The organism is Fictibacillus fluitans (genome assembly GCF_030418125.1).
Taxonomy (GTDB): domain Bacteria; phylum Bacillota; class Bacilli; order Bacillales; family Fictibacillaceae; genus Fictibacillus_C; species Fictibacillus_C fluitans.
The window spans coordinates 14960-33900 of sequence record NZ_JAUHTR010000021.1 but is presented as its reverse complement, the minus strand read 5'-3'; the positions used below and the strand labels follow the sequence as shown (position 1 = coordinate 33900).

The 18941-nt window shown below is 45.8% G+C and carries 23 protein-coding genes and 1 riboswitch; of the genes, 1 reads left to right on the top strand and 22 read right to left on the bottom strand.

What is annotated here, in order from left to right:
• Positions 1-63 precede the first annotated feature (63 nt).
• From QYB97_RS22940 to QYB97_RS22920, 5 genes are all read right to left on the bottom strand, one after another.
• Positions 64-621: an isoprenylcysteine carboxyl methyltransferase family protein gene (locus QYB97_RS22940; RefSeq protein WP_301168326.1), complete on the bottom strand. Its 558-nt coding sequence runs from the start codon at positions 619-621 to the stop codon at positions 64-66.
• Between the two features lie 15 nt (positions 622-636).
• Positions 637-1725, bottom strand: a complete 1089-nt coding sequence (locus QYB97_RS22935) for a type III polyketide synthase (protein WP_301168325.1) — start codon at positions 1723-1725, stop codon at positions 637-639.
• A gap of 99 nt (positions 1726-1824) precedes the next feature.
• Positions 1825-2199 (bottom strand): hypothetical protein, encoded by a 375-nt coding sequence (locus tag QYB97_RS22930; RefSeq protein WP_301168324.1) that lies wholly within the window; start codon positions 2197-2199, stop codon positions 1825-1827.
• 18 nt (positions 2200-2217) lie between these two features.
• On the bottom strand, positions 2218-2805 hold the full coding sequence (gene scpB, locus QYB97_RS22925; protein WP_301168323.1) for an SMC-Scp complex subunit ScpB: 588 nt from the start codon (positions 2803-2805) through the stop codon (positions 2218-2220).
• Positions 2802-3554, bottom strand: coding sequence for a segregation/condensation protein A (locus QYB97_RS22920; protein ID WP_301168322.1), 753 nt, complete (start codon positions 3552-3554; stop codon positions 2802-2804). The genes scpB and QYB97_RS22920 overlap by 4 nt, the downstream gene beginning before the upstream one ends.
• Before the next feature lie 126 nt (positions 3555-3680).
• Between QYB97_RS22920 and QYB97_RS22915 the strand changes: the two genes are divergently transcribed.
• Complete coding sequence (locus QYB97_RS22915) at positions 3681-4199, top strand: DUF309 domain-containing protein (protein WP_301168321.1); 519 nt, start codon at positions 3681-3683, stop codon at positions 4197-4199.
• Between the two features lie 53 nt (positions 4200-4252).
• On the opposite strand, the gene QYB97_RS22910 is transcribed toward QYB97_RS22915, so the two are convergent.
• The 17 genes from QYB97_RS22910 to deoB all read right to left on the bottom strand — a co-directional run bounded on the left by QYB97_RS22910 (position 4253) and on the right by deoB (position 18835).
• Positions 4253-4687: a peptidylprolyl isomerase gene (locus tag QYB97_RS22910; protein WP_301168320.1), complete on the bottom strand. Its 435-nt coding sequence runs from the start codon at positions 4685-4687 to the stop codon at positions 4253-4255.
• A 73-nt stretch (positions 4688-4760) separates the two neighbouring features.
• Positions 4761-6086, bottom strand: a complete 1326-nt coding sequence (gene lysA / locus QYB97_RS22905) for a diaminopimelate decarboxylase (protein ID WP_301168319.1) — start codon at positions 6084-6086, stop codon at positions 4761-4763.
• A gap of 102 nt (positions 6087-6188) precedes the next feature.
• Positions 6189-6367, bottom strand: a riboswitch (Lysine riboswitch).
• Positions 6368-6436: 69 nt separating this feature from the next.
• Positions 6437-7918: a spore germination protein gene (locus QYB97_RS22900; RefSeq protein ID WP_301168318.1), complete on the bottom strand. Its 1482-nt coding sequence runs from the start codon at positions 7916-7918 to the stop codon at positions 6437-6439.
• A complete protein-coding gene (gene spoVAEA, locus QYB97_RS22895) occupies positions 7878-8477 on the bottom strand; it encodes a stage V sporulation protein SpoVABEA (RefSeq protein WP_301168317.1) in 600 nt (199 codons plus the stop codon). Before spoVAEA ends, QYB97_RS22900 begins: the two co-directional genes overlap by 41 nt.
• 5 nt (positions 8478-8482) lie before the next feature.
• Positions 8483-8833 (bottom strand): stage V sporulation protein AE, encoded by a 351-nt coding sequence (gene spoVAE / locus QYB97_RS22890; protein ID WP_301168316.1) that lies wholly within the window; start codon positions 8831-8833, stop codon positions 8483-8485.
• Complete coding sequence (gene spoVAD, locus QYB97_RS22885; RefSeq protein WP_301168315.1) at positions 8833-9852, bottom strand: stage V sporulation protein AD; 1020 nt, start codon at positions 9850-9852, stop codon at positions 8833-8835. Before spoVAD ends, spoVAE begins: the two co-directional genes overlap by 1 nt.
• A gap of 13 nt (positions 9853-9865) precedes the next feature.
• Positions 9866-10321 carry a stage V sporulation protein AC gene (gene spoVAC, locus QYB97_RS22880; protein ID WP_301168314.1) on the bottom strand — a complete coding sequence of 152 codons (456 nt, stop codon included), beginning with the start codon at positions 10319-10321 and terminating at the stop codon, positions 9866-9868.
• Positions 10322-10341: 20 nt separating this feature from the next.
• Positions 10342-10764: a stage V sporulation protein AB gene (locus QYB97_RS22875; protein WP_301168313.1), complete on the bottom strand. Its 423-nt coding sequence runs from the start codon at positions 10762-10764 to the stop codon at positions 10342-10344.
• On the bottom strand, positions 10754-11377 hold the full coding sequence (locus QYB97_RS22870; RefSeq protein WP_301168312.1) for a stage V sporulation protein AA: 624 nt from the start codon (positions 11375-11377) through the stop codon (positions 10754-10756). The genes QYB97_RS22875 and QYB97_RS22870 overlap by 11 nt, the downstream gene beginning before the upstream one ends.
• A 135-nt stretch (positions 11378-11512) precedes the next feature.
• Entirely contained in the window at positions 11513-12271 is a 759-nt protein-coding gene (sigF, locus tag QYB97_RS22865) for an RNA polymerase sporulation sigma factor SigF (protein ID WP_301168311.1), read from the bottom strand.
• A 12-nt stretch (positions 12272-12283) separates the two neighbouring features.
• Positions 12284-12724, bottom strand: a complete 441-nt coding sequence (gene spoIIAB / locus QYB97_RS22860) for an anti-sigma F factor (protein WP_301168310.1) — start codon at positions 12722-12724, stop codon at positions 12284-12286.
• A 2-nt stretch (positions 12725-12726) separates the two neighbouring features.
• Positions 12727-13077, bottom strand: a complete 351-nt coding sequence (gene spoIIAA / locus QYB97_RS22855) for an anti-sigma F factor antagonist (protein WP_301168309.1) — start codon at positions 13075-13077, stop codon at positions 12727-12729.
• 110 nt (positions 13078-13187) lie between these two features.
• Positions 13188-14351 (bottom strand): D-alanyl-D-alanine carboxypeptidase family protein, encoded by a 1164-nt coding sequence (locus QYB97_RS22850; RefSeq protein WP_301168308.1) that lies wholly within the window; start codon positions 14349-14351, stop codon positions 13188-13190.
• Positions 14352-14593: 242 nt separating this feature from the next.
• Positions 14594-15895, bottom strand: a complete 1302-nt coding sequence (locus QYB97_RS22845; RefSeq protein ID WP_301168307.1) for a pyrimidine-nucleoside phosphorylase — start codon at positions 15893-15895, stop codon at positions 14594-14596.
• A gap of 79 nt (positions 15896-15974) precedes the next feature.
• Entirely contained in the window at positions 15975-16805 is an 831-nt protein-coding gene (locus tag QYB97_RS22840) for a purine-nucleoside phosphorylase (protein WP_301168306.1), read from the bottom strand.
• Positions 16806-16818: 13 nt separating this feature from the next.
• On the bottom strand, positions 16819-17637 hold the full coding sequence (locus QYB97_RS22835) for a purine-nucleoside phosphorylase (protein ID WP_301168305.1): 819 nt from the start codon (positions 17635-17637) through the stop codon (positions 16819-16821).
• Positions 17638-17650: 13 nt separating this feature from the next.
• Positions 17651-18835 carry a phosphopentomutase gene (gene deoB, locus QYB97_RS22830; RefSeq protein ID WP_301168304.1) on the bottom strand — a complete coding sequence of 395 codons (1185 nt, stop codon included), beginning with the start codon at positions 18833-18835 and terminating at the stop codon, positions 17651-17653.
• Positions 18836-18941 lie beyond the last annotated feature (106 nt).

The following is an 18941-nucleotide window of genomic DNA, read 5'->3' as shown; positions in this document are numbered from 1 at the left end:
CTTAGTTGTTTTGTACAAGTTTATGCAAAAAACGGACGGTTATGATTGGTAAATTATTTCCAGTCAGATATCATCGCCTGGCAAAAATCGTCGTTTCCCTTGAAATCGGGCGCTGTAATTGGTTGCTTCCTGCAGCGCTTTTTCTTCTTCAGGTATTCGTACGGACAGAATCACCGCGTTTAAAATAAGGAAGAGCACCATCGTGAAATAGGCTTGAAAAACTAAAGGAATCATAATGATTTCCAGTGTTACAATGACGTAGTTTGGATGTCTTATATATTTATAAGGTCCCTTGGCCACCACATGGGCACCGGGCAGGATTATAATTTTTGTATTCCAGAAATGACCTAAAGAGGAGATGCACCAAACGCGGGCCACTTGGGCCAGAAGAAATAGAGAAAAAGGAATCCACCACCAAAATGCCGGGTCCTTGTGAAAGATGAGCACTTCCAATAAAAACGAAACAAAAAAACAGGTATGTATGCCGACCATCCATTTGTAATGTTCATGTCCTGCTTCAAAGGCTCCCTTGGAAAGCAGGTATTTCTCATTTTTTCTGGCAACCAAAAGCTCGGCTAGACGCTGGATCACCAGCACAGCAAAAAATATCCAGAACAGCATGATTCTCCCCCTTTTTTATTTCCATTGTAAATAAAGCAATTCAGATGAAAAACCAGGTCCGAGTGCTGCCATCAGACCGATATCCCCTCTTTCGGGCATTCTTGCCATAAAGCGTTCCATCACGTAAAAGACAGTAGCGGATGACATATTCCCGAAATCCTGAAGGACCGCCTTTGAAACTTCCGTTTTCTCAACAGGCATGTCCAAAGCATCAACATAGGCATCCAGGACCTTTTTCCCCCCGGGATGTGCAATAAAATGGCGAATATCCCGGCCGGTAAGCGCATTTCGTTCAAGGAACTGATCTACGTTAGGCTTGAGCCAGCCGCGAATGATATTTGGAATGTCCCTGGAGAATACAACATACAGTCCATTGTCCTTAAAATCCCAGCCCATTACCTCTTCAGAATTTGGCATAAGGGTTGACATAGTGTCCATCACTACAGGAACAGCTTCAAGGGAGGATGCACTCCCCGCCCTGGAATCATCACCGCACAGCAAGGCACAGCCAATTCCATCAGAAAACAAAGACGTGCCCACCAGGTTGCTTTTGCTGTGGTCATCATGCTGGAATGTCAGGCTGCAAAGCTCCACACTAAGCACAAGCACATTAGCTTCAGGAAACGCTTTACAATACTCATACGCTCTTGAAAACCCGGAAGCACCGCCAGCGCATCCGAGTCCCCAAATCGGTATTCTCTTGGTATGCGGGGAGAATGGCAATTCATTCATGATTCTGGCCTCAATGCTTGGTGTGGCGAAGCCTGAACTTGAAATAAAGAAAATGGCATCAATTTCCTGATAATCAACCGGCCGGTTTAAAAACGGAGATTCCTGCAAACACTTCCGAATGGCACGTATGCCGAAACGGGTTGCGCTCTCTATGTAAAAATCATTTTTTTCCTGCAGGGAGTGGGGTTCGGCAAACCATTCTATGGGCTTGGCAAAATAGCGTGTTTTTATTTCTCCGTTATGAAAGACTTTCAAAAGCCGTTCAATGTCCTTAAATGAGCGCTGAAACAAGCCTCTTGCAAATTCAAGTGTTTGTTCCTGTTCAAGTTTATGTGGCAGATTTGTTGTTTGGACGGATAGAATTTTAGGCATCAATGAACCTCCGTATACGTAGTTACTGAAGTTTTCCCTCTTTACAATGCTTTTACGCTTATAAATGGAAAAAAGCCCCCTTTATAAGGAGGCTTTCGTTTAGGATCTGATAGAGGCTGCTTTAACCCGGTCCCAGATTCTCTTCAATTTATTCCAGTCAAGGTTCTGAAAAAGGGCGGAAAATTCATTCTGATCGTTGATGTACACTTTCCGGCGTTCGAGATGACCATCCGCCTGCAGCAGGCAGGCAAGAGCGGCAATATCCCTCACGGCAAGGTGCTCTCCACTTTCTAATGTGAGCTGCTGTGTGAGATCCTCCTGCAGCTGTTCTTCAAGAAATCTAACGTACAGCAATTCAAAGGAACGCTCTTTGCCCTTATGCTCATAAATGACTTCTGAGCGGTTAAAAAAGTCCTCAGGGGAATTGGATTTTGCTTTTTCCAGCTCATATCCGGCACAAGATCGAATTTTCAACGAATCCTCAGCTCCTTTTCATTCATCCATGGTTTCCTGAAACTTTGAAAAAAATAAATCTGCTTCCTCTTCAATAGACGAGTCTTCCAACTGCTCAGGAAGAGGAGGTAGTTCCTCGATGGACTTTAATCCGAAATGCTCAAGAAAGCTTTTGGTCGTTCCGTACAAAATGGCACGCCCTGTCCCCTCGGCCCTGCCTTTTTCGGTGATTAATCCTTTGGATGAGAGGGTCTGGAGCGGTTTTTCGGTTTTCACCCCTCTTACTTCCTCAATCTCTGCCCGGGTAATAGGCTGTTTATAAGCGATGATGGCCAGTGTTTCAAGGGCTGCCTGAGAAAGGCTTGTGTGTGACGGAGCGGCGACCAGCCGCTCATAATAAGCGGCATGCTCCCGCTTTGTTACAAATTGAAAGGAACCGGCGATTTCAATAATTTCCATTCCTCGCGGGCCCGACCGGTAGTCGTTGAGCAGATCGTCCAGCAATGATTCCACTTCTGGCATGCCGACCTGAAGAACATCGGCCATCTGCTTTTTGTCAATGCCCTCCTCTCCGGATACAAAGATCAGTCCTTCAATGACTGCTTTCTGTTCTGCTGATTGATTCAAACTTCATTCTCCTTTGGTGCATAAATAAAAATTTCGCTAAAGTTATCTTCCTGCTCACATTCTACTTCTTTCGTTTTCATAAGCTCCAGGACAGCGAGAAACGTAACAACGAGATACTCCCTGCTCGACGAGGTAAAGAGATCCGAAAATTTCTTTCTGCCTGATCGTTTAATGTCCTGAATGATCTGCTGCATCCGCGTTTCAATCGGAATTTCCCGGCGCTCGATGGTCGTCTTTCTTGGAACTTTCTCCATTTTTTTCGAAAAGATTTTCTGCATGGCTGCCAGCATATCATAAATTGTCACGTTGGCGACGGGATTAGCGGCTTCCTCTTCATTTTCATAGGAAGTGAGATCCATTGGCTCCCTCGTAAAAATCATGCTTCTTGCCGTTTCTTTTTCTTTCAGGTCATGCGCTGCCTGTTTAAACTTCCTGTATTCCACAAGTCTTCGTACCAAATCCTCCCGCGGATCGTCATCCTCATCCATTTCAAGCTGATCATCCGGATCGAGTACTTCCTGTTTGGGAAGAAGCATTTTGCTTTTAATGGCAAGCAATGTCGCAGCCATAACCAAGTATTCGCTGGCCACATCCAGTTTTAATTCCTGCATGGTATGTATATAATTCATATATTGTTCGGTTATGACAGCAACCGGGATATCATAAATGTCAATTTCATACGTACCAATAAGATGCAGGAGCAGATCCAGAGGACCTTCAAATGCATCTATCTTCACGCTGTATTTCATTGTCGCAACCTCTGTTTCTACAATGTATCTTGTATCGGAATTATACCATATTTTAAAGGGAGTTCCTTTTTTGCTTTCTCTTTTTTTAGTAGAATGAAGAAGAACCTGTCCGAAGGAGGACCGCAAATGTACCCTGAAGCTTATATCGACTATCTGGCATACTTTCATGGAAAAAGAGATTACTTCGAATGCCATGAAGTCCTCGAAGAACATTGGAAAAAAGAAGGCATGCAAAATGGCGTCTGGGTAGGTCTGATCCAGATCGCAGTTTCCCTTTATCATCAGCGAAGGGGGAACGTTGAAGGAGCAAGGAGAATGATGGAAAGCGCAATAAAACGCCTGGACGGCCAGAAAGAAAATATTGCAGCACTCGGTCTTGATCATTCGCTGCTGCTTGAACAGCTAAAAAAGCGGCTCAGCGACATCACCAGCCGTTTTCCCTACACCGATATGAACCTTCCCGTTACGGATAAGAGCCTTTTTAATGAATGCTGCCAATCCATAAAAAAACATGGCTCTTCCTGGGGAGCAATGAGCGATATGGACAATGACCAGATTATTCATAAGCACCGGACCCGGGACCGGAGCGAAATCATTCGTGAACGGGAAGCACAAAAAAGGCGCAAAAACACAGCTGCGGAATAAGAACTTTTAAGCATATAAAAAAGCCTCCTGAAGCGGAGGCTTTTTTTCTGTTCTTATTCTTCCCAGACTTTTACTTCTTTCATAACATCGCCTTGCTTGATTCGTAGCACGGTATCCATGCCTTCAGTCACTTGCCCGAAAACCGTATGAACACCGTTCAAATGAGGCTGCGGCTCATGAACGATAAAGAACTGGCTTCCGCCTGTGTCTTTTCCTGCGTGTGCCATGGATAATGAACCAGCCACATGCTTGTGCGTGTTTCCTTCAGTTTCACATTTGATGGTATACCCGGGACCGCCTGCTCCTGTTCCCGTAGGATCGCCGCCTTGTGCTACAAAGCCGGGAATGACACGGTGGAAAGTTACCCCGTTATAAAATCCTTCGTTCGCAAGCTTTTCAAAGTTTGCTACCGTTCCAGGTGCTTCGTCCGGAAACAGCTCGATCGATATTTTTTCTCCGTTTTCAAATTCAATTGAACCTTTTTTCATGTATATTACCTCCTGAATTCAGCATACTTCCTTATTTTATGCTTTTTTTGGCCGAGCGTCCAGTGAGGTTTACTTAATTACCGGCCAATACGCCGTTTTTTAATGGCAGGTCCAGCCTGAGAAGGTCTTCATAGGTTTCCCTTTTAACAACCAGCTGATCTTCTCCCTTTTCCGCAAAAACGACCGCCGGCCGCGGAATGCGATTATAGTTGTTGGACATGGAATAGCCATAGGCCCCTGTACAAAATACAGCAAGGTAATCACCGGTTTGCACCTCGGGGAGAAGAATGTCCCAAATGAGCATATCTCCGGACTCGCAGCATTTTCCTGCAATGGACACCTTATTTGTTCCTTTTTCTCCCGCCCGGTTCGCAAGCGCGGCTTCATATTGGGCCTGGTAGAGTGCCGGCCTGATATTATCGTTCATCCCACCGTCTACCGCCACATAATGCCGTACGGAAGGAATATCCTTTTGCGAGCCGACCGAATATATGGTGGTTCCTGCGTCTCCGACGAGCGAACGTCCCGGTTCAATCCAGATTTCAGGCACTGAAACCGAATTTGAAGCAGAGAGGCTTGTTACTTCACTGATCATCGCTTCAATATATTCTTTGGGCTCAAGCGGCTCATCTTCCTCTGTATAACGAATACCAAAACCTCCCCCCAGGTTTAAAACATCAGGGAAAAAGGAAAATTCGCTGTTCCATTTGGCAAGGTATTCATACAGCTTCTGTATCGCCAGGATGAAACCGGCAGTTTCAAAGATTTGCGAACCAATATGAAAATGCACGCCCAGAAGAGTCAGGGCTTCTGAATCCAGTGCTTCGATCGCTGCTTTTTCCGCCTGGCCATTCTGAAGGTCAAAGCCAAATTTTGAATCTTCCTGACCGGTTAAAATGTATTCATGGGTGTGAGCCTCAATTCCCGGAGTGATTCTAAGAAGAATGGACGCCTTTTTATTCATTTTTCCACAAAGCTCATCAAGCATGCGCAGTTCATGGAAATTATCCACCACAAAGCATCCGATCCCTGACTTCAGGGCATATTGGAGCTCATCATAGCTTTTATTGTTGCCGTGAAAATGGATGCGCTCAGCTGGAAAACCAGCTGCAAGCGCGGTATAAAGCTCTCCTCCGGAAACAACATCCAGGCTAAGACCCTCCTCCGCCACTAATTGAACCTGTGCGAGGCACGAAAAGGCTTTGCTTGCATATGCCACCTGAGCTTTGATGCCTTTTTCCTCAAAGGCTTTTTTAAACGACCTTGCGCGTTGTCTGATCAGTTCCACATCATAAATATAAAGCGGTGTTCCGTATTTTTGTGCAAGCTGGACCGTGTCCAGCCCGCCGATTGTCAAATGATTATCTTCATTGATTGAGCTTGTGCCGTGTAAGTACATTCTAATCTCCCCTTTTCTATCCTGCAGAGATCCTGTTCCGACGAAAAAACAAAGACAGCCCGTGTATAAGGTACACTGGCTGTCTACATCCGTACCCCCATTTGCCGGAATAGTTCTCCACTGCAAGCATTGCAGTGACAGTCCGCTGTCTGTTCGGCAGCGGCCCAGCATAGGAACGGATGGAGCATTCCCACACTTCGGCAAATTGGCCTTTAAAATGATTTCATCATGTCCATTCACTCCATCATCCTACTCATCCGCTTTGCGCCTCTACCCCATTATTTATAAATGAGGCATATCCAATTGTTATGAACAAATTTATCACAAAATTGGATATTCGGCAACACTTCTTAAGAAGTTGGCTGCTTTTTGCTGTTTTGCGGATGTACGACGCTTGGCCGGACTCTGGACAATGGCACAGCCAGCCGGATCACAATCTGCATAAAAGCTTTGGCATTGAACGGTATAAACGGCCACAGATAAGGTGTATTCAAGTTTTTAATGAAAGCGAGATACAGGAGCAGTAATGTGGCTCCGCCCACTAGTCCCGGCACATGGAAAATGGCGGTTAATATCAAAAGGACAAGGCGAAGCATTTTATTGGCCACACTCAGCTCATAGCTTGGCGTCGAAAATCCGCCGATCGCAGCAACGGCAACATATAAAATAACCTCTGGAACAAAAAGCCCCACATCAATGGCGATCTGTCCGATCAGCACCGCGGCAATCAATCCCATCGCTGTCGACAGCGGACTGGGTGTATGGATCGCGGCTACTCTCAGGATCTCAATCCCGATTTCCGCAAAAATAATTTGCAGGAACAATGGGATATTGGTTGTCTTGTTCGGTCCGATAAAATCGATATCTGGGGGCAGCAGCCCTTCCTGTGTAGCATAAAGGTACCAGAGCGGAACAAGGAGAAGCGAAGCGATAATGCCGGCAAACCGGACCCAGCGGATAAAGGCGCCGACCATCGGGGTCTGGCGAAATTCTTCGGCATGCTGCACGTGGTGAAAATAAGTGGTTGGTGTAATAATGACACTCGGGCTCGTATCGGTAATAATGAGAACATGCCCCTCCATTAAATGCTGGGCGGCAACATCTGGCCTTTCCGTATACCGGACAAGAGGAAACGGATCCCATCCCTGTTTCACGAGAAATTCTTCAATTGTTTTGTCAGCCATGGGAATACCATCAATATCAATATTCTGCAGCTCTTTTTTTACCAGATCGACAAGCCCGGGATCAGCGATGTCATCAATATAGGAGATACAAATATCGGTCTTTGACCGCTTTCCGACTTGCATAATTTCGTGCCGCAGCCGTTCATCCCGAATTCTGCGGCGTGTCAGTGCGGTATTAATGATAATGTTCTCAGTATATCCGTCCCTTGAGCCCCGGACCACCTTCTCAATATCGGGTTCTTCCGGCTGCCGTCCGGGATAGCTTCTGACATCCACTATGAATGCCTGGTCTTCACCTTCCAAAAATACAGCAATTAATCCGGAAAGCATCCTGTCGATCGCGATTTCCAGGTTATCTGTCAGCTCAACCTGCTGATGGGAAAGATGATCATGCAATATTTCTTTGACATTGGAAGGTGCACGGTGCCCATGATCCATGTCCATGAGCTCCCGCATGATTTCAATAATAAAGAGACTGTCGCAAAGCCCGGTGCAATAGTAAATCTGAACTTCTTTTTTCATGACATGAAGCTTTCTAACGCCCACGTCAAAGCTGACACCGATTCCCAGCCTTGATTTCAGCTGATGTTCATTTTCCTGGATTTTTTTACTGATTCGTGTCTTTTGTCTTTCCTTCGGTTCCTGCATTATACCCGCTCCTTTCTAGGATGGTTGCCACAGCTATGCTGGTTATGGGAGCTCCCTTTTCCACCGCATCATGCCCTGCCATCTTTCCGATATCGCCGATGCCAATAACAATCGGAAGGTCTAATTCATCAAGAATATATACTGTGTCCCCGTTGATCCTGCCTGTTTCAATGTCAGGCAGACCGCTCTTATCAATGCCAAATTCCGTGAATTTTCCATAGCGGTCAATGGAGAAGTGGACTTTTGTCCATTCGGAATACCGTGTTTTGGAGGCCACCGCTATGGCGCCCAATACTTCAATTCCAGGATGTTCACAAACTGCACGCATGGCCAGTTCCCCGGGTCCTTCCCCCCTGAATCCGCAATCATCAAACATGACGAGCACGGGATCATACGGTGTTTTCATGATCAGGGATACAAGCTGCTGACCGGTTAACCTCGAAGGATTGCCCCATGAGTGGGAAATGCAGCGTCCTCCAATTTTGCGGGCGACATGCTCTACCGCACGCAGTGCATATAAATCCCCGTCAGTTATCAGAATGACGCGTTTTTTTCCCACCAGATTCACCCCTTCGGCTTAAATATCAACGCAACAAGAAAACCAAACAAAATCGCGGATGAGATACCTGCTGAGGTCAGTTCGAATATTCCCATGGCGATACCGATAAATCCATGCTCCTCTGCTGAAGCCATTGCTCCATGGAGGAGGTTATGTCCAAAGCTGGTTATCGGGACAGTGGCCCCCGCACCGGCAAACTTGATCAAATTATCATAAATGCCAAACGCATCAAGCAATGCACCAAGCACGACAAAAGAGGTTGTTACATGAGCCGGGGTCAGTTTGAAAATGTCGATCAACAGCTGGCCAACCACACAAATGGCTCCGCCCACAAGGAATGCCCATAAGTAGTCCATCAGTTGCTTCCCCCTTTGATTCCTTCAAGAGCCACCGCATGAGCAATGGTTGGTATGGATTCTTTTTGCTGGATCATTGTTGGATTTAAGAGCGCTCCAGTTGCTACCACGAGAATTCGCTTCAGGCTGCCTGACATCAGTTCTTTTACCAAATGGCCATAAGTTACCACCGCTGAGCATCCACAGCCGCTTCCCCCTGCAAATACTTCCTGGTCCGGCCGGTAAACCATCAATCCACAGTCTCTGTGATTATTTGAAACATCGATGCCTTTTTCCTTTAAAAGCATCTTGACAATTGGTGCCCCTACTCCGGACAAGTCTCCGGTGACAATCAGGTCGTAATCTCCCGGAGCCATGCCTGTCTCTTTTAAATGGGTCATAATCGTATCTGCAGCTGCTGGCGCCATGGCCGAGCCCATATCAAATGGGTCTTTTATGCCAAGATCCTGTACCTTACCGATGGTGGCAGATGCAATTCTTATCGGTGAAGGTTCACTGCTGATCAGTGCAGCACCGGCACCTGTAACTGTAAATGTGGCGGTATCCGGTTTCTGGCCGCCATATTCTGTCGGATAGCGGAATTGCCGTTCAGCCGTAGCATTATGCGAACTTACAGCAGCAACTACCCTTTGGGCAAAGCCGCCATCTACGAGCGCTGCGCCAACTGCCAGTGATTCCATGGATGTGGAACAGGCTCCAAAGACGCCCAGAAACGGAATTTCATTGCCCCTGGCCACATAGTTCGCTGTAACCACCTGATTTAAAAGATCCCCAGCCAGGAAAAAGTTAATGTCTTCATTCGTCAGTTTGGCCTTGCCCAGGCAGCTTGCAATGGAATCTTCCATCAAACGCCGTTCCGCCAGCTCCCAGTTTTTTTCATTACAATGCAAATCATTGTATCTTACATCAAACAAAGAACCGAGCGGCCCCTCACTTTCCATCGGGCCCACTGCTGTGCCTGTTGAATTGAGATAAACCTGATCACCAAATTTCCATGTCTGCCTTCCTTGCAGTTTCATGCCCTTCACTCCTTTACATCAGCGTTTTGAACGCGTAGCGTATCATTCCGAAAATATAAGCAGACACCGCTCCGAATACGATTACCGCACCTGCCAGCTTAAATAAATTGGTTGCAATCCCAAGGACAATGCCTTCACTTTTATGTTCGAGAGCAGCGCTCGTTACAGCGTTGGCAAAGCCGGTTACGGGTACGGCCGAGCCAGCTCCTCCGAACTGTCCAATCTTGTCATACACCCCGATGCCCGTGAGCAGAGCAGCAATTAATATCAGGGTGGCCGCGGTCGGGTTCCCGGCCGTTTCTTCATTAAAATTGAAATAGGTCATGTAAAATTTCATGAGCGCTTCTCCAATGACACAAATGAGCCCTCCGACTAAATATGCCTTCAGACAATTGATAACGTAAGGCGGTTTTGGCTGAAGCGGCTTGATTTTCTGTGCATATTCTTGCTGTTGTTCTTTATTGGACATTACCTGATACTCCTTCTTTTTTATTGGTTAACATAAACCATCCAGTGAAATAAAGAGCCCAACACTTTCCCTAATACGATTGCCATGAGTATAATCAGCAGCCTTTCCCCCATCCCAATGCGATTGGCGAGGATTGGCATGACATTCAAGACCTCAGTGAGCGCGGCAGCAAGCATTCCGACGAATACACCGCAAAAGGCACCTATTGGCACGAGCAGCAATGGAGAAAGATGAAAGCAGACATCCTTCAGGTTTACCCATCCGCCAAGAACAGCACCGAGGATGACACTCCATTCGTACGCCCTGATATAACAAAAGGTTTTACTGAGCTGCATCAGCCGGGGAATAATACCAAGCACGGTCAGAAAAGCCACAAACCCCGAACCCACGGCTATACCTCCGCCAAAACCAATAAAGGCTAAAAACACGCTTTTAATCACCATGGATTTTTTTCTCAGTTTCCTTATTTTCATGAATGACAACATACTGATCGAGGTCCTGCTGGTACTTAAACATCTCAACTTCAAGCGGGCTCGGCTCTTCATTCAGCCTCTTTTTAAAGACATGGTTAAAAAAAAGAACCATTCCTATTCCAAGTCCCAGAGAATAGGGAATCTGCAAAACCAGTGGCTGGTTATCATAATGGCCCGTCACCATATAATAAATTTTTTGGTGAACCACCTGCATGCTGACATCTTCATGGAAATTCATGATGGCCAGTGCGGACCCGATAAATAATAACAGCCAGACGAGCACAAAATAGACGGGCGTCAGCTTCTTTTTTTTATACTGGATCTCAAGAATGGACTGAGCGGGACCAACTGTCTGGATCTCAATGCCCGGCAAAACGTGCTGAATATGTTGAACCACTTTCATCACGTCCAGGACAATCAAGTGCTTGTCGGCTGGCTTTACCTCATAAATCACCAGTGTTTGCAGCTTTTTTTGGATGGCTGGAGAAGCCACGATCTGGGCTGCCGTTCCAAGTGTCACGGGCTGCCCAAGCACAACCTGAACCTTTTGTCTCATCCTTATGTAAACAGCAGATTCTTTCATGGCTGCACCTCCTGATCATTCAATATTCTTGTTTAGTATGGATTTGGCAAAGTTGTATCATTCTTCTTCCAACTATTATCCATCAATTCCCATAGGCAAAAAGCAACATATCTTCACACAAAAAAGCCAGATGGATCATTCATCCATCTGGCTTTTCATCTGAGCCAAAATTTTCTTTTCAAGCCGGGAAACCTGAACCTGCGAGATCCCCAGCCGCTCGGCGACTTCCGACTGGGTCTGGTCCTTATAATAACGAAGATAAACAATGAGGCGTTCCCTCTCATCCAATGATTCAATGGCTTCCTGCAATGTAATTTTGTCGAACCACTTGTTCTCTGTGCTGTCTGCAATCTGGTCCAGCAGTGTAATGGGGTCTCCATCGTTTTCATAGACAGTTTCGTGGATGGAAGTCGGTGCCCTTACAGCCTCCTGTGCGAGCACAACATCTTCCACACTGATCTCAAGCTTTTCGGCAACTTCATTAACTGTCGGCGTCCGTCCAAGCACTTTGGACAATTCGTCCTTTGCTTTCCTGACTTTGTTTCCCATCTCTTTGAGTGACCGGCTTACCTTTACCGTCCCATCATCCCGAATGAAACGCTGGATTTCTCCTATGATCATCGGAACGGCATATGTGGAAAAACGCACATCATAGCTCAGATCAAATTTATCAACCGATTTCAAAAGCCCGATGCTTCCGATTTGAAAAAGATCATCTGGTTCATAGCCGCGGTTGATAAACCGCTGTACAACAGACCAGACCAGGCGCATATTTTTTTCAACGATCAGATCCCGGGCGGATTGATCACCTTCTTGGCTTCGTTTGATCAAAAGCTTGATTTCCTCATCCTTAAAGTACGATTTGTTTTTACCGCCTTTAACCTCGACATCCATAAGGCATACCCCTTAATTGATAACCGCTTTATTTTTTGCCAAAAATTTTGTCAAGTGGATCGTGGTGCCATAGGAGGGTTCGGAAATCACCTCAACCTCATCCATAAAGTTTTCCATAATGGTAAAGCCCATGCCTGACCGTTCCAGCTCCGGCTTGGAAGTGAAAAGCGGCTGCCTTGCTTCATTCAAATCTGGTATGCCGATGCCTTTGTCCCGGATGGTCAGTTTGACCGTATCTTCATCAAGCGTGACTTCAATATAGACAATTCCATCTGGCGAATTTTCATAGCCATGAATAATGGAGTTGGTTACAGCCTCTGAAACCACCGTTTTAATCTCGGTCAGCTCATCCACCGTAGGATCCAGCTGCGCGATAAAGGCCGCAACCGTAACCCGCGCAAAGGATTCATTCTGGCTTAGTGCTGAAAACTGAATTTTCATCTCGTTTTTCATGATTAAGCCACCCCCAGGGTTTGTAGCGCATATTCTTCATTTTCTTCCAGTCTTATTATCTTAAACAGACCGGACATATCGAATAACCTTTTTACAGCAGGAGAAATGGCACACACCACCATTTCGCCGTTATGACTCTTGATTTGCTTATACCTCCCAAGGATTACGCCGAGGCCCGAGCTGTCCATGAAGTCCAGCCCTTCAAGGTTCAGCATGATATGTTCAATTTTTTTATTCTTTAAAATATTATCAACCTTTGACCTCAATTCATCAGCCGTATGATGGTCAAGTTCCCCATCCAGGCGAATGCATAATACCGTATGCTTGATCTCCAGCCCGATGTTAAGACTCAAACGTCTCTCCTCCTTCTTCTTGATATGCAATTGTTTCGATAATAAAAGGACGAATTCCTCCACTATTACAAAACTAGTGCGGATTCGTCCCATTTAGTCAAAACATGAGTTTATGACGATTTTGCCATATGTCCAAGCGTGCGTTTAAACAAACTCCACCACGAAGCACTCTTTACATTCTCGGAGGCAAGCAGCGGGCTTTTGGTTACAGTCTTGCCGCCTTTCATAATGCTCAATGTTCCGACTTGCTGTCCTTTTTTGATCGGCATTTTCAAATCGGGCTTCACCTGGATGAGCGGTTTCACGTTGTTTTCTTTTTCCCCGCGTTTGGACAGCAAGGAAATACTTTCGGATGTCACGACTGCCAGCTGCTGTTTATTCCCTTTTTGGATTTTTATCTGCTTTACAATTTGATGGCGGTCATATAATTTTTTGGTCGCATACTGAGAAAACGCATAATCAAACAATTGGGTGATCTGCTGATTGCGCTGTTTAGGGTTGGGTGCACCCATCACCACAGCAATAACCCGCATATCATGTTTTTTGGCAGTAGCAGTGAGACAATACTTGGCTTCTTGTGTAAAACCTGTTTTCAAGCCATCTGTACCAGGATAAAACTTCACCAGGCGGTTGGTGTTCACCAGCCAGAATTTATTCGGCGTGTTTTGACGGAGATATTCCTCATACAGCCCGGTATATTTGGTGATTTCTTCATGCTTTAACAGTTCTTTTCCCATAACGGCCATATCATGAGCAGAAGAATAATGTCCTGCAGAAGGAAGCCCGGTGGGATTTTTAAAAAATGTGTCTTTTAATCCCAGTTGTCTGGCTTTCTTGTTCATCATATCCACAAAGGATGACTCAGAGCCCCCGATTTTTTCTGCCATGGCCACGGAAGCATCATTGGCACTTCCGATTGCAATTCCCTTCATCATGTCGTGAACGCTCATTTCTTCACCGGGTTCAAGAAAAATTTGGGAACCCCCCATCGAAGCGGCATATTCGCTCACTCTAACAGGATCAGTCAGCTTGAGCTTTCCGGAATCAAGAGCTTCCATAATCAGAATCATGGTCATAATCTTTGTCATACTTGCCGGCGGCAGTTTTTTATGGCTGTTTTTATCAAAAAGTACTGTTCCCGTATCACGTTCAATCAAAATAGCTGAAGATGCATTTGGAGCAAGACTTTGTGCTTTTTCAGCTGCATAGGTCTGGCCTCCGCCCGCAGTGAGCAGAAGTGCGATTGCTACAGCAGCCACTATGTATCGTTTCATTCCATTTCCCTCCAATCGTGATACCCCTATTTTTTCCATTAATTTTCGGTTTATACAGGAATATCAGCGGAGGAGAAAAAAAGAAGTTGTCGAGGAAGTCTGGAAGCCGTTGACTTTCGTTCCAGGCCGCTCGCCTTCCACTACAATCAACTTTTCATGGAAGTTTTTTATGCGTAAAGGAGCTGCCTGAAGGTCAATTTTTGACTTTCAGGACAGCTCCCTTACAAAATGCATTTCTTCTTTTATTTAATAATATCGTGAATCAATTTAGGTGATTCCACGGATCCACTCGTGAATGTGTAGGCTGCTTTCAACGTTTTCTCTGCTTCAGCTATGTCTTCAGAATTAGCATGGAATACAGCAAGAGTTTCTCCCTTTGCTACTGGATTCCCCACTTTTTTCTTCAAGGTAATGCCTACTGCATAATCAATGCTGTCTTCCTTGGTCTTTCTTCCGGCTCCCAAAAGCATCGCTGCAATCCCAACTGATTCAGCATCGATGGTTTGAACGTTGCCTTCTTCATCTGACTTGATTTCGATATGGTACTTGGCTTGAGGCAATGTTTCAGGATTGGTAATCTGGTTGCCGTTACCACCCTGGGATTCAACAAATTCCCTCATTTTCTCGACAGCCTTGCCGCTTTCCAAAATCTTTTGCAGTTCTTGTTTCGCTTCATCAAAGTCAGAGTATGCTCCGCCCAATACAGCCATATTGCCTGCAAGTGTTAAACAAACCTCTGTTAAATCCTTGTCACCTTCCCCGCTTAATACAGCAATAGCTTCCTGGACCTCATTTGCATTACCGATTTCATGGCCTAAAGGCTGGTCCATATCCGTAATAATAGCTACCGTTTGACGGCCTAATTCATTACCGATCCCAACCATTGCAGTTGCCAATGCCTTTGCATCTTCCAGCGTCTTCATAAATGCACCGGAACCAAACTTAACATCCAGCACAATAGCGTTAGACCCCGAAGCAATCTTCTTGGACATGATGGATGAAGCAATCAACGGAATAGAGTCCACTGTGCCTGTCACGTCTCTCAAGGCATACAGTTTCTTATCAGCAGGAGTCAAGTTCCCGCTTTGACCCACAACAGCAATTTTATGTTTGTTTACATTCTCGATAAATTGCTGCGTTGTCAATTCAACCTGAAAGCCTTCAATTGCTTCTAATTTATCAACAGTGCCTCCCGTGTGTCCTAAACCGCGCCCGCTCATTTTTGCCACAGGTACGCCCACTGAAGCTACAAGAGGAGCAATAATAAGGCTCGTCTTATCTCCAACTCCGCCTGTAGAATGCTTATCAACTTTGATTCCTTCGATTTTAGATAAATCGATTTCATCTCCAGACTTAACCATCGCGTTTGTTAAGTGAGCCGTTTCTTCTTTGGTCATTCCTTTAAAGTAAACCGCCATTAAGAAAGCTGACACCTGGTAATCAGGAATATCACCGTTTGTATATCCTTGGATGAATGTGCCAATTTCTTCTTTCGTTAATTCTTTTCCGTGTCGTTTCTTTAGGATAATATCGACTGCCCTCATTTAAATCCACCTCATTGAGCTTTCTTTTTTCTTAAAATTACTTTTCTCTTTTTGTTCAAGCAACCCTGACCTGAAAAGATTACAGCGTTACAGTTTTAACGATTTCTTTCACCAGGTTGATGAATTTAGGCTTCGTGCGGTTTGCCACCGCCACCACTTGTTCGTGTGTGAGCGGTTCAAGTTCGTCTGCGATCGCCATGTCAGTGATACAGGAGATTCCAATCACTTTCAAGCCCATATGGCTTGCCACAATGACTTCCGGCACTGTTGACATTCCGATTGCGTCTCCGCCCACTGTGCGAAGCATGCGAAGCTCTGCCTTAGTCATATAGGTTGGCCCGGTAATTCCTGCATATACACCCTCTTGAACATTAATTCCCAGGGAAGAAGCTGTTTCTTTTGTAAATTGAACAAGTTCCGGTGTGTACGCTGTGCTCATATCCGGGAAACGCGGACCGAGCTCGGACTCGTTTGGACCGATCAGCGGATTGGCTCCTGTCATGTTCAGATGATCATTAATAATCATAAGGTCACCGGCTGAAAACTCGGGATTCATTCCTCCGCAGGCATTGGTCACTACTAAAAGCTTAACACCAAGTCCCTTCATGACACGTACAGGAAACGTTACTTCCTGCATGCTGTATCCTTCGTAAAAATGAAAACGGCCCTGCATGGCTAAAACGGTCTTACCGTTCAGCGTGCCAATTACCAGCTTGCCGGCATGTCCTTCCACCGTTGAAACCGGAAAGTGAGGAATCTCACTGTAATCGATCTGAACCGCATTTTCGATTTCATCTGCCAGTTCACCAAGGCCAGATCCAAGGATTAAACCGATTTCCGGTTGCATTCCTTTTATTTTGGATTGAATAAGTGTTGCTGCTTCATTCATATTGGATAAAAGTGTAGCCATTTTTTCTTCCTCCTTAAATGGTTTTAACAATGCCTTTGACCAGGCCAAGAAAATTCGATTTTACCCGTTCAGTGGTTTCCATCACTTCATCATGTGTCAATGGCTGATCCAAAATTCCTGCAGCCATGTTGGAAATGCATGACAATCCGAGCACTTCCATGCCGGAATGGCGCGCTACAACCACCTCGGGAACCGTTGACATGCCAACTGCATCGCCGCCCAGAATACGGAGCATGCGGATTTCAGCCGGTGTTTCATAGCTTGGGCCCGAGTTCGCCACATACACCCCTTCCTGGAGGGAGATACCGAGCGAGGATGCAGCCTGGCGGGCTGTTTCCTGCAGCCTTGGTGTATAGGCATCAGACATATCAGGAAAACGCACCCCAAATGAGCTGTCATTTGGCCCGATCAGCGGATTGTCGCCCAGGTTGTTGATGTGGTCGGTTATCAGCATAAGGTCGCCTGCTTCAAATGCGGTGTTAATTCCGCCTGCAGCATTTGTTACAAGGACACTGCTTACGCCAAGCTCCTTCATTACTCGTACCGGAAAAGTGACCTTCTCCAAGGAATATCCCTCATAATAATGAAAACGCCCCTGCATGGCGATAACTTTCTTGCCCTCAAGTTCCCCGATAACAAGCTGTCCGGCATGACCCTCAACTGTTGAGACCGGAAATTCAGGAATGTCACTGTACGGAAGAACCACAGCGTTTTGAATTTCCTCAGCAAGAATCCCAAGGCCAGAACCCAAAATCAAGCCGATTTCAGGTTGGGAAGAAAGTTTGTTTTGTATAAAATTTGCAGCCGTTTGAATCGGTTTCAATTCTCCCATTTCTCATTTCCCCCTAGTTTAATTGATCTAAAAAGCTTACTCCGTGTTCCGGCAGCTTCACATGATAATTATCGGCTACCGTCGCTCCGATGTCAGCAAAAGTTTTGCTTACTTTCAGCGGTTTTCCTGACTCGATGCCCTTGTAATACACGAGAAGGGGCACATATTCACGTGTATGGTCGGTACCATGGTGAACCGGATCATTTCCATGATCGGCGGTAATGATCAGTACATCATCCTCATTCAGCTTTTCAAACACTTCCGGAAGACGTGCATCAAACTCCTCCAGAGCCTGTCCATAACCTTTAGGATCACGTCTGTGGCCAAATAACGCATCGAAATCAACCAGGTTTAGAAAGTTAAGACCTGTAAACGACTGATCCATCGACTTTACAAGCTGGTCCATGCCGTCCATATTGGATTTCGTACGGATCGCCTGGGTCACTCCCTCACCATCATAGATATCAGAGATTTTCCCCAGCGCAAGAACATCATAGCCACCGTCCTTCATCTCGTTCATCACCGTTCTTCCAAACGGTTTAAGCGCATAGTCATGGCGGTTCGATGTCCTCTGGAAATCTCCGGGTTTACCGACGAACGGACGGGCGATAATCCGTCCAATCATATATTTATCGTTCATTGTCATTTCTCTGGCCATTTCACAAATCTTGTACAATTCTTCAAGCGGAACCACCTCTTCATGGGCGGCAATCTGCAGAACCGAATCAGCGGATGTATAAACAATAAGCGCACCCGTGTTCACATGTTCTTCGCCAAGCTCTTTCATAATTTCCGTTCCAGATGCCGGTTTGTTGCCAATGATTTTACGGCCTGATTTTTCCTCCAGCTGTTCAATCAGGTCATCCGGAAACCCTTCTGGAAACGTCTGAAAAGGCTGGTCAATAAAGAGGCCCATAATCTCCCAGTGTCCGGTCATTGTATCCTTTCCATTAGAAGCTTCCTGAAGCTTCGCATAATGCGCTTTAGGCTGCGTCGCCGCTTTAACTCCCTGGATTTCACCGATGTTGCCAAGGCCCAGCATTTCCATGTTTGGCATATGAAGTCCGTTCATTTCCCTTGCGATATGGCCAAGCGTATCAGAACCTTTGTCGTCAAACTTTTCCGCATCGGGTGCTTCGCCGATCCCAACGGAATCCATTACAATTAAAAACGTACGTTTGAAACGTTTATATTCCATTTTTTATAACCTCCAGTACAAAATAATTCATCTTTAGATACTATATCCTACCATCACCGCCAGCAAACTCTGATCGAATGATGTCAGAAGTCAGACCTCTTGATGT